Raw genomic sequence first — 13,317 nt, 5'->3', positions numbered from 1 at the left:
TGCAAATACGTCGTCGCGGGTGATTCCACCCGCTCGGGATTTGCCCTAGCCGCTCTTCCGTTCGACCAGCAGATGCCCCGTATCGACGATGCACGCGCCCGGCGGCGGGCGGGTGCCGTGGACGCAGGCATGGATAAGCCGCGCCACTTCCCGCCCGATCAGATCGCCAGAGGGGCGGATGGTGGTAAGCGGCGGATTACTGGTGGAACTGAAACTGAGGTCGCCAAACCCGATCACGGCTAAGTCAGCCGGAACCGCAATGCCGCGCCGCTGGCATTCGAAGAGAACGCCGAGGGCGATGAGATCGTTGGAGCAGGCGACTGCCTCCAGCCCCGGTAAGCTCGCCTGCACGCGCCCTAGAAGCTGCGCCCCCGCCTCGGCCGTTGCCGGGGCGGGATGATTGAGAACGGGCGGTTCGGGCAGGCCTAACCGGCGGGCTTCCGCCACAAACCCTTCGGCGCGCGCCGCCGCCCGGCGATCCTGAGCAAGCCGCGCCCCGAGGAAGGCGAAATGCCGCTTTCCCTGCTGGGCGAAATGCCGGGCCGCCGTCGCCCCGACCGCCGTGTGGGAAAAGCCGACCGCCATATCGATGGGGGCTTGCTCGCCAAGTTCCCACATCTCGACAACGGGCGTGCCGCCTGCTGCCAGCAGCTTGCGCGCGCCCTTACTATGCTCCAGCCCCGTCAAAACGATGGCGGCGGGCGCCCAGGCGAGCGCCGTGCGGATCAGCGCCTCTTCGTCCGTGTCGGAATATTCGGAGTGGCCGAGCATGACCTGAAGCCCATCGCGCGCCAGCTCCGTCTGCATCGCCGCCACCGTTTCGGCAAAAAAGGCGTTGCGGATCGACGGCACGATCACGCTGACCACCCGACTGCCCGCCGCCGCAAGCCCGCCCGCAACGAGGTTCGGCACATAGCCGAGCGCCTCAATCGCTTGGGCAATTTCCTGCCCCGCAGCGGGCGATACCGCCTCGGGCCGCCGCAGATACAGCGAGACGGTAGACGGGGACACGCCCGCGGTGCGGGCAACATCCATCATCGTCACGCGCTGCATCTTGCGGCGCGGGCGGCGCAAGGGCGGCGGTTCCTCCCCCGTAGGCAGCGGCACCGTGAGACGAGATTTAATAGCGCTACGATTCATAACGACGAAATCCTCGCGCAAGTTTCCGGCGCCGTCAAGCACTGCCGCAAATTTGCCCTAACATCCTTTAAAAGAATAGATATTTTAACCCATTCCATCCCTAAGAGAAGGGAGAAACCCCATCCCCCAGAACCCTCTTGCGCTTCAAAAATCGTAGCGCTATGATTACCCGAATAAACGATCCGGCATCGTCCGGCGACCACGGGGGAGGTCATGGCGTCAGTCAGTTTTCGCAAGCTCGAAAAAACATATGGTTCGCTTCGGATCGTTAAGGGTATCGATCTTGAAATCCGCGACCGGGAGTTTGTCGTCCTCGTCGGCCCCTCGGGCTGCGGAAAATCGACCACTCTGCGGATGCTGGCGGGGCTTGAGAGCATTTCCGGCGGCGAGATCCGCATCGGCGATACGGTTGTGAACGCCCTGCCGCCGCGCGAGCGCGATATCGCGATGGTGTTCCAGGATTATGCGCTCTATCCGCACAAGACCGTGTTCGAAAATATGGCCTTCAGCCTGAAGGTGCGCGGCATCCCAGCGGCGGAAATTCCGCCGCGCGTGCAGGAAGCCGCCGAAATGCTGGGCATCGCCCATCTGCTGGAGCGTAAACCGGGCCAACTTTCCGGCGGGCAACGGCAGCGGGTGGCTATGGGGCGCGCAATCGTTCGGCGACCGAAGGTATTTCTCTTCGATGAACCGCTGTCGAACCTCGACGCCAAGCTGCGTGGTCAAGTGCGGGCGGAAATCAAGAAGCTGCATCAGGCCATCGGCACGACCATTCTCTACGTCACCCACGATCAGGTAGAGGCGATGACCCTGGCGGATCGCATCGTCATTCTGAAGGGCGGCGATATCGAGCAGGTCGGCACGCCGGATGAGGTCTATAACACGCCGAACTCGGTTTTCGTCGGCGGGTTCGTCGGCGCCCCGGCAATGAATTTCCTGTCCGCAACCGTCGAGCGCGACGGGCTGCGCTTTGCCTCCGGCGATCTGCTGCCACTGACGGGCGATCTCGCGGCGCAAGCCATCCCCTACCAAGGCCGCGCGGTTACGGTCGGTATTCGCCCCGAACATTTCAGCGCCGATAGCGCCGGGGCCGCCGGAACCCTGACGGGCCGGGTGCAGGTGGTCGAACCCTTGGGGTCCGATACGCTCGTGCATCTCGCGGTCGGGCAATCGGTGCTGGTCGTGCGCATGCCGCCCGACGCCCACCCCGCTGTCGGCGCCGATATGGTGGTTGCCGTGCAGCCGGGTCGCCTGCACCTCTTCGACCCAACCAGCGAGCGCAGCCTGCGCCTGCCCACCCCCTCGTCCGCCCAGGCCGCCGCCTGAGGCCCATTCATCCAGCCCAGCAAGAGGCTGGTTATTCCCGGAGGAAAAACATGCGGTTCCGTCAGTCCTTGTCCTTGCTGCTCGCGGGCAGCGCGCTTGCCTTCACCGCCACCTCGGCCCTTAGCGCCGATCTGCGCGTTTTCGTCTCCAGCCAGCACCGGCCGGACGTCTGGCGCAAGGCCTTCGATATGTTCGAAACCGAACATCCGGGCGTAAAAGTTAAGATTGAAACCGGCGGCAATACCTCGGAACTGCAGGCGCAGTATCTCAATACCGTCATGTCGGCGAAAGATTCGTCTCTGGACGTGATGATCCTCGACGTGATCCGCCCGGCGCAATTCGCCGCTGCGGGCTGGACGGTGCCGTTCAATTACACGATTGGCGACACCAAGGGCTTCATGGCGAAGTACCTGCCCGCCTACGCCGGGGCCAATACCATCGACGGGAAGGTCGTGGCGCTGCCCGCTTTCGCCGACGCCATGTTCCTCTATTACCGCAAAGACCTGCTGGAAAAGCACAATATCGCCGTTCCCAAAACCTGGAGCGAACTCAGCGCCGCCGCCAAGAAGATTACCGATGCGGAAAACGGTAGCGGGTCAAGCCGCTCTAGCGTGCTGCAAGGCCTGTCCTTCCAGGGGAGAGCTATCGAAGGCGCGGTCTGCACCTTCCTGTTGCCCTATTGGAGCCAGGGGAAAGACCTGGTCACCAACGGCAAGCTGACCTTCGACAAGGACGCCGCCACCAAGTCGCTGGCGCTGTGGAAAGGCTTTGTCGATAGCGGCGTTGCCAAGCCAAACATCGCCGAAGTTGCGACCGACGATACGCGCAAGGAATTCCAGGCGGGGGATGTGCTGTTCGCGGTCAATTGGTCCTATGCCTGGGGCCAGTTCCAAGGCGATCAATCCGCCGTGAAGGATAAGGTCGGCGTGGCCGTTCTGCCCGCGATGGACGGTGGTAAGCCTGCAAGCTGCCTTGGCGGTTGGGAATGGGGCGTTTCGTCCTACTCCAAGAACCAGGGCGACGCACAGACGCTGGTGAAATATCTCTCCAGCCCGAAGATTTCGGAATTCATGGCGGTCAATGCCGCCCTGCTGCCAGTCTTCCCGGAACTTTATAAGGACGAAGACGTCGTTAAGGCCGTGCCCTGGTTCGGCCAGGCCCAGGATGTCGTGACCTCCGCCAAGGCCCGTCCGGTCACGCCGCGCTACAATGAAGTCAGCGAAATTATCCGCACCACCGTCAACGCCGTGCTGGCGGGGACGATGACGCCGGATAAGGGCGTTGAGCAGATGGAAGCCCGTCTTCAGCGCGTGCTGCGCTGATCCCCGGGAAACCGGTTCATCCCCGGTTTCCTCCTGACTGCCCCCGCGCCATCCCTCCCCTTCTCTTCGGCGCGGGGGCTTTTTCCCGCCGACATCGCGAGCCGCCCATGACCGCCCCCAACCGATCCGAAGGGCGCACCTCTCCCCTCGTGCGCCTGCTCGACCTCAGCGAAACCGGCCTTGCCGTGCTGCTGCTGGCCCCCGCCGCGCTACTGCTGGCGCTGATTATCGTTTATCCGGTCGGTCGGCTGATCTGGACCAGCTTTTTCAACCTGTCGCTGACCTCCGGCCTGCCCGCGAGTTTTGCCGGGCTGGAGAATTACGGGTTGCTGCTGCGCGATCCGATTTTTTGGGAAACCACCCGGAATACGCTGCTGATCACCGTCGTTACCGTGCCCGGCGCGCTCTTTGTCGGTCTCGCCCTCGCCCTGCTGGCGAACCTGCCCTTCGAACGCAAATGGCCCGTGCGCCTGTCGCTACTGATCCCCTGGGCGCTGCCGCTATCCTTCGCCGGGCTGATCTTCGCCTGGTTTTTCCATTCCGATTACGGCGTGGTGAACGACGTGCTGCGCCGCCTTGGGATCTCTGGGGTGATCTGGTTCAACTCCGAAGCCTGGGCGATGGCGGCGATCTGCCTGACGATCATTTGGAAAACCTCCTCCTTCATGGCGCTGATCATCCTGGCAGGCCTGCAAACCATCCCCCGCTCGCTGTATGAGGCCGCCGATGTGGATGGCGCGGGCCGGGTGCGGCAGTTCTTCGAAATCACCCTGCCGCTGCTGAAACCCTCCATCATCGTTGCGCTGATTTTCCGCACGATTACCGCGCTGCAGACCTTCGATATTCCCTACACGATGACGCGCGGCGGGCCGGGCAGTTCTACCGCCACGCTGGCCATGTATATCCACCAAAATACGGTCGATTTCCTCGATCTCGGCTATGGCTCGGCCCTCGCGGTGGTGATGTTCCTACTGTCGATGGCGGTGACCTTCGTTTACCTCCGCCTCATTCGCGCCAAGCGCTAACCCTGGGAGACGCCGCCATGACCGCCGTTTCCACCACCTCCGGCACGAGTTTTCTGACGGGGCGCCCGCTGCGCCTCGCGGTCGGGGGGATTTTGATCCTGAACGGGCTGTTTCCCGCCCTGTGGATCCTCTTTACATCGCTGAAAGGCGAGCCGGAGTTGCTGCGCAAGCCGATCACTTGGCTGCCGCAGGCCCCGACGCTGGAAAATTATCTCCGCGCCTTCACCGATCAGCCGCTGCTGCTGTTTCTGTTCAATAGCTTCATGGTGGCGCTGCTCTCGACCATCGCCACCCTGTTCGTCTCGACCCTGGCGGCCTATGCGCTGGCGCGGCTAAACCTGCGGTTCCGCGACCTCATTCTCTCGGCGATCATCGCCGTCTCCACCTTCCCGCTGGTGACGCTGCTGGTGCCCTTGTTCGAGATCATGCGGGCGCTGGGGCTACTGAACACCTGGGCCGCGCTGATCCTGCCCTACATCGTCCTCAGCTTGCCGGTTTGCACCTTGATCCTCGTGTCCTTCTTTGAGGGCATTCCGCGCGATCTTGAGAATGCGGCAATGGTCGATGGCTGCACCCGCTTGGGCGCGCTGTTCAAGGTCGTCGTGCCGCTGTCAGCGCCAGGGGTGTTTACGGCGGGTATCCTCGCCTTCGTCAACGCCTGGGACGAGTTTCTGCTGGCCCTCTCCTTCAACTCCAACCCGGCGCTGCGCACCCTGCCGGTCGGCATCACCCTCTATCAGGGCGAGTTTGCCTTCCCCTGGCCGGTGATTTCCGCCGCCCTGATCGTCGGCATCGTGCCGGTCGCCGTTCTGATCGTGATTTTCCAAGAGCGGGTGGTGAGCGGTCTCACCTCCGGCGGGATCAAGGGGTAATCAGCATGACCCGTCGCGCCCTCGAAAGCTTGCGTAGCCAGCGCTGGTTCGCCTCCAATGATATGCGCGGTTTTGCCCACCGTCAGCGCACCCAGCAGATGGGGATGCGGCGGGAGGAGTTTCTGGGCAAGCCCGTCATCGGCATTCTCAACACCTGGTCGGAGATGAGCCCCTGCCACGCCCATTTGCGCGACCGTGCCGAAGCGGTGAAGCGCGGCGTGTGGCAGGCGGGCGGCTATCCGGTCGAACTGCCTGCCCTCTCGGTCGGCGAAGTCATGGTGAAGCCGACGACGATGCTTTACCGCAATTTCCTAGCGATGGAGGCGGAAGAGCTATTGCGCTCCCACCCCATCGACGGGGCGGTGCTGCTCGGCGGTTGCGATAAATCCACGCCGGGACTGCTGATGGGCGCCTTTTCGGTCGATCTGCCGGTGATCTACTGCCCAGCGGGGCCGATGTCCAACGGCCAATGGCGCGGCCAGAAAACCGGCGCGGGCACCCATACCAAAAAATATTGGGACGAGCTACGGGCGGGCGGCATCACCCAAGCGGATTGGGTCGATCTTGAAAGCCGGATGACCCGTTCCGCCGGGACGTGCAATACGATGGGCACCGCTTCCACCATGACGTCCATCGTCGATGCGATGGGGCTGACGCTGCCCGGTGCCTCCTCCCTCCCCGCCTGCGACAGCGGCCATCCGCGCATGGCTTCGACCTGCGGCAGCCGGATTGTTGAGATGGTGTGGGAGGATTTGAAACCTTCTACCTTCATCACCCGCGCGAGCTTCCTCAACGGCGTCGCCGCCTATATGGCGATGGGCGGATCGACCAATGCCGCCGTGCATCTGATCGCCATGGCCCGCCGCGCCGGGGTCGATCTGACGCTGGAAGATTTAGCCGACATGGCAGGCCGCGTGCCGGTACTGGCGAACCTGTTCCCCTCCGGCAGCTATTTGATGGAGGATTTCTATTTCGCGGGCGGCCTGTCGGCGCTGCTGAACAAGGTGCGTCCTCTGCTCGATCTCTCCTGCCGCACGGTCACCGGCGGCACCTTGGGCGACAGTCTCGCCGATGCGCCCTGCTGGAATGATGATGTGATCCGCGATGTGGCAAACCCCGTGGTGCCGCTCGAAAAAGGCCGCACGCTCGCCCTGCTGAAAGGCAATCTCGCCCCCAATGGAGCGGTGATGAAATCCTCCGCCGCCAATCCGAAGTTCCTGAGACACACCGGCCCCGCCCTGGTCTTCGATGATCCCGGCACGATGAACCGGGTGCTGGATGATCCAGGCCTCGATGTGACCGAAGATCATGTCATCGTGCTGCGCAACGCCGGGCCAGTCGGCGCGCCAGGGATGCCGGAATGGGGTAATCTGCCGATCCCGAAGAAGCTGCTGAAGCAGGGCGTGCGCGATATGGTGCGCCTCTGCGATGGGCGGATGAGCGGCACCCATTACGGGTCGTGCATTCTGCATATTTCGCCGGAAGCCGCCGTCGGCGGGCCGCTCGCCTTGCTGCAAACCGGCGATCTCGTGCGCCTGGATGTGGCAGCCGGAACGCTGGATATGCTGGTGGACGACGCCGAAATCGCCCGCCGCCGCGCGGCTTGGAAGCCCACAGCCTACCGCTACGAACGGTCGTTCACCGCCCTCTATCAGCAGCACGTTAGCCAAGCGCACGAAGGCTGCGATTTCGATTTTCTGACCGGCACCGCCCCGGTCCCCGATCCCGTGATCTATTAGGAAGCCGCTATGCCGACGCTGGAAAACCGCTTCAAATCCTGGCTGACCACCCCGCCCGCCATCCCGCCGCTGGGCACGTGGTTGATGGCGGCGGCCCCGGCCACTGCCGAAGCGCTGGGGCATGTGGGGTTCGATTTCCTGGTCGTCGATATGGAACATGTGCCGATTGAGGTGTCGGACCTCACCCATCTACTGCGCGCGGTCAATTGCACCGCCGCCGAGCCGGTGATCCGCCTCGCCTGGAACGATCAGGTGCTGGTCAAGCGCGTGATGGATGCGGGCGGGCGCACGCTGATGTTCCCCTTCATCCAAACGGCTGACGAAGCGCGCGCCGCCGTCGCCTATACCCGCTACCCGCCCGATGGGGTGCGCGGCGTCGCGGCGGTGCATCGCGGCTCGGCCTATGGTCAGACGCCGGATTATCTGAAACAGGCCAATGCGGCCACCGCCGTCATCGTCCAGCTCGAAACCCCCGAAGCCATCTTGCGCCTACCGGAAATCGCCGCCGTGCCGGGGGTGGACGCGCTGTTCGTCGGCCCCGGCGATCTGTCGGCGGCGATGGGCTTTATCGGCAATATCGGGCATGACGATGTGCAGGCGCTGATCGCCAGCGCCGCCAAAGCGGCAAAGGCAGCGGGCAAGCCCATCGGCATCGTCGGCCCAACGCCGGAGATGGTCCAGCGCTTTATCGGCTATGGCTATAACTACGCCGCCGTCGCCTCCGACCTTGGCATGATGACCGGGCGGGCGCGTGATTGGCTAGGCACCTTGCGCGGCTCCGCCGCCCCTGCCGCCAGCGGCCCCATCGCTTCGGTTTATTGAGGAATGATCATGAGCTACGACAGCGTCTCCTACCGCTCGCTCGACGGAAAATGCGTGGTCATCACCGGCGGCGCCTCGGGTATCGGCGAGGAAATGGTCCGCGCGTTCACGGCCCAAAAGGCCCGGACCGTCTTCCTCGATATCAATGCCGAAGCCGGGGCGGCGCTGGCCGCCGAAACCGGCGCGCGCTTCTTTGCCTGCGACCTAACCGATATTGCCGCCCTACGCGCGACGGTCGCGACGATTGAAGCGGAATTCGGCGGGATTGATGCGCTGATCAATAACGCCGGGAAAGACGACCGGCAGGTGATGGCCGAGGTAGAGCCGGAAAGCTGGCGGCGCATGCTGGCCTTTAACCTCGATCACCAATTCTTTGCGACGCAGGCCGTCGCCCCCGGCATGAAGGCGCGGGGCAAGGGCGCCGTGATCCTGCTTGGCTCCGTCTCCTGGATGCGCGGCATGCCGGGCATGGTCAGCTATACGACGTCGAAAGCCGCGATCAACGGCCTCAACCGCACACTGGCGCGCGAATTGGGGCCAGATGGCATCCGCGTCAACTGCATCGTACCGGGCGCGATCCTGACCGAACGGCAGAAAGCCCTATGGCTGACGCCAGAGAGCAACCAACGCTTCATCGACCAACAGGCGCTGAAATTCCGGCTCGATGCCTCCCACATCGCCCGTATGGCGCTGTTCCTGGCGTCGGACGAAAGCAGCGGCTGCACCGGGGCGAATTTCATTGTCGATGCCGGTCTGACCCAGAACTAGAGGCTTCCCAGAATGCGCGTTGACGTTACGCCCGATGGCTTCGATCTTACCTTCGGCGGTCGCCTGATCCTGCGCCACACCGCCGCCGCGCCCTGCCTGTTCCTGGGCCGGGGCGATGCGCGCATGGATATGTATCGGGGCAATTTCGACATCGAAGACCGGCTGACCGCCCGCCTGCCGCTATCCGTCGCGCGCGTGATGGTCGATGGCATCGGCTGGCGTATCAGTTTTACTGTGGCGGACGGAATAGCCCCAATCGCCGAACTTCAGGTGATCGGCAATATCCTCCGCCCGACCGTGACCGCACCAAACGTCAACCGCTTCTGGCTGCGCATCGCCGCCGAAGCGGGAGAGCATGTGTGGGGCGGCGGCGAGCAAATGTCCTATTTCGACCTCAAAGGGCGGCGCTTTCCGCTCTGGACATCGGAACCGGGCGTCGGGCGGGATAAGACAAGCGAGATTACGTTCAAAGCCGATGTGACCGGTAAGGCGGGCGGCGATTATTGGAATACCAATTACCCGCAGCCGACCTACCTGTCGTCGCGCAAATACGCCCTGCACCTTGAAACCACCGCCTATGCCGCCTTCGATTTCCGACAAGATGGGTTCCATGAGCTTGAGGCCTGGGCCGTGCCGGAGCAGATCGAACTCTTCGCCGCCGAGAGTTTCACCGGCCTCGTCACGCAGCTATCCGACCGCTTCGGGCGGCAGCCGCCCTTGCCGGAGTGGGTGTATAACGGCGCGATCATCGGCCTTAAGGACGGTGGCAATTCCTTCGAGCGCCTCGAAAAAATCCGCGCCGCCGGGGTGCCGGTCTCGGCCCTCTGGTGCGAGGATTGGGTGGGCTTGCGCGAAACCAGCTTCGGCAAGCGGCTGTTCTGGGATTGGCGAGCGAACGAGCAACATTATCCTGGCCTGAAAGCCAAAATTGCCGCGCTGCGGGCGGACGGCATCCGCTTTATGGGGTATGTGAACCCCTATCTCTGTAACGACGGCATCCTGTTCGAAGAAGCCGAAGCGGCGGGCTATTTCGCCACGGATGGCAACGGCAAAACCGCGCTGGTCGATTTCGGCGAGTTTGACTGCGGCGTCGTCGATTTTACCAATCCCGCCGCCTGCGCTTGGTTCGAGGAAAAGATCATCGGGCAAAATATGCTCGATTTCGGCCTCTCGGGCTGGATGGCGGATTTCGGCGAATATTTGCCCATCGACGTGCATCTCGCCAATGGCGTTTCCGCGACCCTGATGCATAACGCTTGGCCGACCCTGTGGGCGGAGGTGAATGCCCGCGCCGTCGCCAAGCGCGGCCAAACGGGGGAAGCGCTGTTCTTCATGCGCGCCGGGTTTACGGGGGTGCAGGCCCATTGCCCGCTGCTCTGGGCCGGGGACCAGTCGGTCGATTTCTCTCGCCACGATGGTTTGGTGACGGTGATCAGCGGCGCGCTCTCGTCCGGCCTGCTCGGGAATGCCTATCACCATAGCGATATCGGCGGTTACACAAGCCTGTTCGGCAACGTCCGCACGCCGGAACTCTTCATGCGCTGGGCGGAAATGGCCGCCTTCACCCCGGTGATGCGCACCCACGAGGGCAACCGGCCGCGCGAGAATTTGCAACTGGATGAAGACCCGCAGGTGCTGGCGCATTTCGCCGCGATGGTGAAACTCTGGGTCCACCTCGCCCCCTATCTCAAAGCCCTGGTGGCCGAAGCCAGTGCAACCGGCCTGCCGGTGCAGCGCCCGCTGTTCTTGCATTTCGAAGACGATCCCGCCGGATACGCGGTGCAGGATGCCTATCTCTACGGCCCTGACCTGCTGGTCGCGCCGGTCTGGCAGGCGGGCGAAACCCATCGCAGCGTGCATCTGCCGCAAGGGGCCGAATGGGTCCATGTCTGGAGCGGCGCGCGGCATACGGGCGGGCAGGACATCAGCGTCCCGGCCCCCCTGGGCGAACCCGCCGTCTTCTACCGCGCGGGGAGCGTCCATCAGGCGCTGTTCGACGGGATGGCGGCGGCGAAGACGGGCGCAGTATGACCCTCGGGGCCAGCGCGGCATTTTTGGCCGTCACGGCGGTTGCCGCCTATCTGCAAACCGTCACCGGCTTTGCCTTCGGTCTCGTGACCATGGCCGGGGTTGCGCTCTTTGGTCTGCTGCCCCTGCCCGAAGCCGCCGTCTTCGTCGGGCTGCTGACCTTCACCAACGCTAGCCAAATGCTGAGCACCGGGGGTTGGCAACAGGTCGCAAAGCGCCCCTGGATCATCGTCGTGATTGCGTCGTTGCCCGCGCTCGCACTCGGTTATTTTCTGCTGGAGTGGCTGGCCGATACGCGGGTCCAAGCGCTGAAACTACTGCTGGGGGCGGTCACGATACTCGCCAGCCTGCAACTGGCCTTTCCCCCGAAAGGCACGGTTCCTGTAGCCGGGCCGATGAAGACGGCGTTGGTCGGGGCGCTCTCCGGTCTGATGGGCGGTTTATTCTCTACCGCTGGGCCGCCGCTGGTGCATCATTTCTATCGCCAACCCCTGCCGGTAGCGGTGGTCCGCGAAACTTTGGTCGCGGTCTTTGGCCTCAATGCCCTGGTGCGTCTCGTTCTGGTCGCTGCCAGCGGCAATATCCCTGACCCCGCCTATTGGCCCTGCCTGCTGGCGATTCCCGCCGTCATGGCCGCCACCGCCGTCGCCCGCAAGTTTCCGCCGCCCGTGTCGCCATCCCTGTTTCGTCAGGGGATTTTCTTGCTGCTGCTACTGTCCGGCGCCTCGCTGGGCGGCCCTGCCCTTTTTTCGATCCTGGGAGTAACCCGATGACCGCCCTGTCCTTGAAAGACCCGTCGCTGCTGGTATCCCGCGCCTTTGTCGATGGCATGTGGATCGATGCGCCCGACGGCAAGGTGATTGCCGTGAACAATCCCGCCGATGGTTCGACCGTCGGAACCGTTCCCAGCCTCGACCGCGCCAGCATCGCGAAAGCCATCGACGCCGCCCACGCCGCCTTCCCGGCCTGGGCCGCCCGCCCGGCGAAAGAGCGCGCCGCGATCCTGCGCCGCTGGTACGAGTTGATCCTGGAGAATGCCGACGATCTCGCCCAAATCTTGACCGCCGAACAGGGCAAGCCGCTGGCCGAAGCCAAGGGGGAGATTGTTTTCAACGCGGGCTACCTCGAATGGTTCGCCGAGGAAGCGAAGCGGGTTTATGGCGACCTGATTCCGCCCCCGCGCGGCGATCAGCGCATTCTGGTGTCAAAGCAACCGGTCGGCGTTTGTGCCGCGATCACGCCGTGGAATTTCCCCAACGGCATGATCACCCGCAAGGCTGGTCCGGCGCTGGCGGCGGGGTGTACGATGATCTTGAAGCCTGCGGCGCAAACGCCGCTCTCCGCCTATGCGTTGGCCGTTCTGGCGGAACGGGCGGGCGTGCCGAAGGGGGTGTTTTCGGTCGTTACCGGGTCTGCCGAGCCGATTGGGCTGGAGTTTTGCCATAACCCCAAAGTCGCCAAGATCACCTTCACTGGCTCTACCGGTGTTGGGCGCTGGCTGATGCGCGAAGCAGCCGACGGTATCAAACGCCTGTCGCTGGAGCTTGGCGGGAATGCCCCTTTCATCGTCTTTGACGATGCCGATCTCGATGCCGCCGTCGACGGCGCGATGATCTCGAAGTTCCGCAATTCCGGGCAAACCTGCGTCTGCGCCAACCGCATTTACGTTCAGGATGCGGTCTATGATGCTTTCGTCGAGAAGCTCGCCGCCAAGGTCGCCGGGCTAAAGCTCGGGCGCGGCACCGAACCGGGCGTCACCCAAGGGCCGTTGATCGATCAGCGCGCGGTGGAAAAGATTGAAGATCATATCGCCGATGCCGCCGCCAAGGGGGCCAAGCTGGTGGCGGGCGGTAAGCGGGCATCCCTCGGCGGCAGCTTCTTCGAACCGACGATCATGACCGGCGTGACCCAGGAGATGCGCGTCGCGAAGGAAGAAACCTTCGCCCCTTTAGCGCCGATCTTTCGGTTTTCAACGGAAAGCGAAGCAATCGCCATGGCGAACGATAGCGAGTTCGGCCTCGCCGCCTATTTTTACGCCAAGGATCTGGCGCGGGTCATGCGGGTTTCCGATGCACTGGAAAGCGGCATTATCGGCGTTAACTCAGGCCTTATCGCCAATGAGGCGGCGCCGTTTGGCGGCATGAAACAGTCGGGCCTGGGGCGCGAGGGGTCGAAATATGGGATAGAAGGCTATCTTGAAATGAAATATGTCTGTTTAGGCGGGCTATAACGAAACCCGCACGAAAGATGCCCCGGTAAGGGGCGCAACGACGGG

Annotated in this window: 11 protein-coding genes; 10 read left to right on the top strand and 1 reads right to left on the bottom strand. The window is 63.5% G+C overall.

What is annotated here, in order from left to right:
* Positions 1 to 45 precede the first annotated feature (45 nt).
* Positions 46 to 1,140, bottom strand: coding sequence for a LacI family DNA-binding transcriptional regulator (locus tag CHR90_RS08025; RefSeq protein ID WP_212668648.1), 1,095 nt, complete (start codon positions 1,138 to 1,140; stop codon positions 46 to 48).
* A 213-nt stretch (positions 1,141 to 1,353) separates the two neighbouring features.
* On the opposite strand from CHR90_RS08025, the gene CHR90_RS08020 reads away from it, so the two are divergent.
* The 10 genes from CHR90_RS08020 (at position 1,354) to CHR90_RS07975 (ending at position 13,272) form a co-directional block, all read left to right on the top strand.
* Entirely contained in the window at positions 1,354 to 2,466 is a 1,113-nt protein-coding gene (locus CHR90_RS08020; protein ID WP_094408469.1) for an ABC transporter ATP-binding protein, read from the top strand.
* A 50-nt stretch (positions 2,467 to 2,516) separates the two neighbouring features.
* A complete protein-coding gene (locus CHR90_RS08015; RefSeq protein WP_094408468.1) occupies positions 2,517 to 3,788 on the top strand; it encodes an ABC transporter substrate-binding protein in 1,272 nt (423 codons plus the stop codon).
* Positions 3,789 to 3,895: 107 nt separating this feature from the next.
* Positions 3,896 to 4,813, top strand: a complete 918-nt coding sequence (locus CHR90_RS08010; protein WP_094408467.1) for a carbohydrate ABC transporter permease — start codon at positions 3,896 to 3,898, stop codon at positions 4,811 to 4,813.
* Positions 4,814 to 4,830: 17 nt separating this feature from the next.
* Positions 4,831 to 5,685, top strand: a complete 855-nt coding sequence (locus CHR90_RS08005; protein WP_094408466.1) for a carbohydrate ABC transporter permease — start codon at positions 4,831 to 4,833, stop codon at positions 5,683 to 5,685.
* Positions 5,686 to 5,690: 5 nt separating this feature from the next.
* Positions 5,691 to 7,424, top strand: a complete 1,734-nt coding sequence (gene araD / locus CHR90_RS08000; RefSeq protein WP_094408465.1) for an L-arabinonate dehydratase — start codon at positions 5,691 to 5,693, stop codon at positions 7,422 to 7,424.
* A gap of 9 nt (positions 7,425 to 7,433) precedes the next feature.
* A complete protein-coding gene (locus CHR90_RS07995) occupies positions 7,434 to 8,246 on the top strand; it encodes an HpcH/HpaI aldolase family protein (protein ID WP_094408464.1) in 813 nt (270 codons plus the stop codon).
* A 9-nt stretch (positions 8,247 to 8,255) separates the two neighbouring features.
* Positions 8,256 to 9,014 carry an SDR family NAD(P)-dependent oxidoreductase gene (locus CHR90_RS07990; RefSeq protein WP_094408463.1) on the top strand — a complete coding sequence of 253 codons (759 nt, stop codon included), beginning with the start codon at positions 8,256 to 8,258 and terminating at the stop codon, positions 9,012 to 9,014.
* A gap of 12 nt (positions 9,015 to 9,026) precedes the next feature.
* Positions 9,027 to 11,045: an alpha-glucosidase gene (locus CHR90_RS07985; protein WP_094408462.1), complete on the top strand. Its 2,019-nt coding sequence runs from the start codon at positions 9,027 to 9,029 to the stop codon at positions 11,043 to 11,045.
* Positions 11,042 to 11,815, top strand: coding sequence for a sulfite exporter TauE/SafE family protein (locus tag CHR90_RS07980; RefSeq protein ID WP_094408461.1), 774 nt, complete (start codon positions 11,042 to 11,044; stop codon positions 11,813 to 11,815). Before CHR90_RS07985 ends, CHR90_RS07980 begins: the two co-directional genes overlap by 4 nt.
* A complete protein-coding gene (locus CHR90_RS07975) occupies positions 11,812 to 13,272 on the top strand; it encodes an NAD-dependent succinate-semialdehyde dehydrogenase (RefSeq protein WP_170941341.1) in 1,461 nt (486 codons plus the stop codon). Before CHR90_RS07980 ends, CHR90_RS07975 begins: the two co-directional genes overlap by 4 nt.
* Positions 13,273 to 13,317 lie beyond the last annotated feature (45 nt).

The sequence above is a fragment of the Elstera cyanobacteriorum genome (assembly GCF_002251735.1).
Lineage (GTDB): Bacteria > Pseudomonadota > Alphaproteobacteria > Elsterales > Elsteraceae > Elstera > Elstera cyanobacteriorum.
This window is presented reverse-complemented; position numbering and strand designations above follow the sequence as displayed.

Bases quoted from the DNA above. Each gene is read 5' to 3' on its own strand.
- CHR90_RS08025 (WP_212668648.1), bottom strand. From the start codon at position 1,140: ATGAATCGTAGCGCTATTAAATCTCGTCTCACGGTGCCGCTGCCTACG.
- CHR90_RS08020 (WP_094408469.1), top strand. From the start codon at position 1,354: ATGGCGTCAGTCAGTTTTCGCAAGCTCGAAAAAACATATGGTTCGCTT.
- CHR90_RS08015 (WP_094408468.1), top strand. From the start codon at position 2,517: ATGCGGTTCCGTCAGTCCTTGTCCTTGCTGCTCGCGGGCAGCGCGCTT.
- CHR90_RS08010 (WP_094408467.1), top strand. From the start codon at position 3,896: ATGACCGCCCCCAACCGATCCGAAGGGCGCACCTCTCCCCTCGTGCGC.
- CHR90_RS08005 (WP_094408466.1), top strand. From the start codon at position 4,831: ATGACCGCCGTTTCCACCACCTCCGGCACGAGTTTTCTGACGGGGCGC.
- araD (WP_094408465.1), top strand. From the start codon at position 5,691: ATGACCCGTCGCGCCCTCGAAAGCTTGCGTAGCCAGCGCTGGTTCGCC.
- CHR90_RS07995 (WP_094408464.1), top strand. From the start codon at position 7,434: ATGCCGACGCTGGAAAACCGCTTCAAATCCTGGCTGACCACCCCGCCC.
- CHR90_RS07990 (WP_094408463.1), top strand. From the start codon at position 8,256: ATGAGCTACGACAGCGTCTCCTACCGCTCGCTCGACGGAAAATGCGTG.
- CHR90_RS07985 (WP_094408462.1), top strand. From the start codon at position 9,027: ATGCGCGTTGACGTTACGCCCGATGGCTTCGATCTTACCTTCGGCGGT.
- CHR90_RS07980 (WP_094408461.1), top strand. From the start codon at position 11,042: ATGACCCTCGGGGCCAGCGCGGCATTTTTGGCCGTCACGGCGGTTGCC.
- CHR90_RS07975 (WP_170941341.1), top strand. From the start codon at position 11,812: ATGACCGCCCTGTCCTTGAAAGACCCGTCGCTGCTGGTATCCCGCGCC.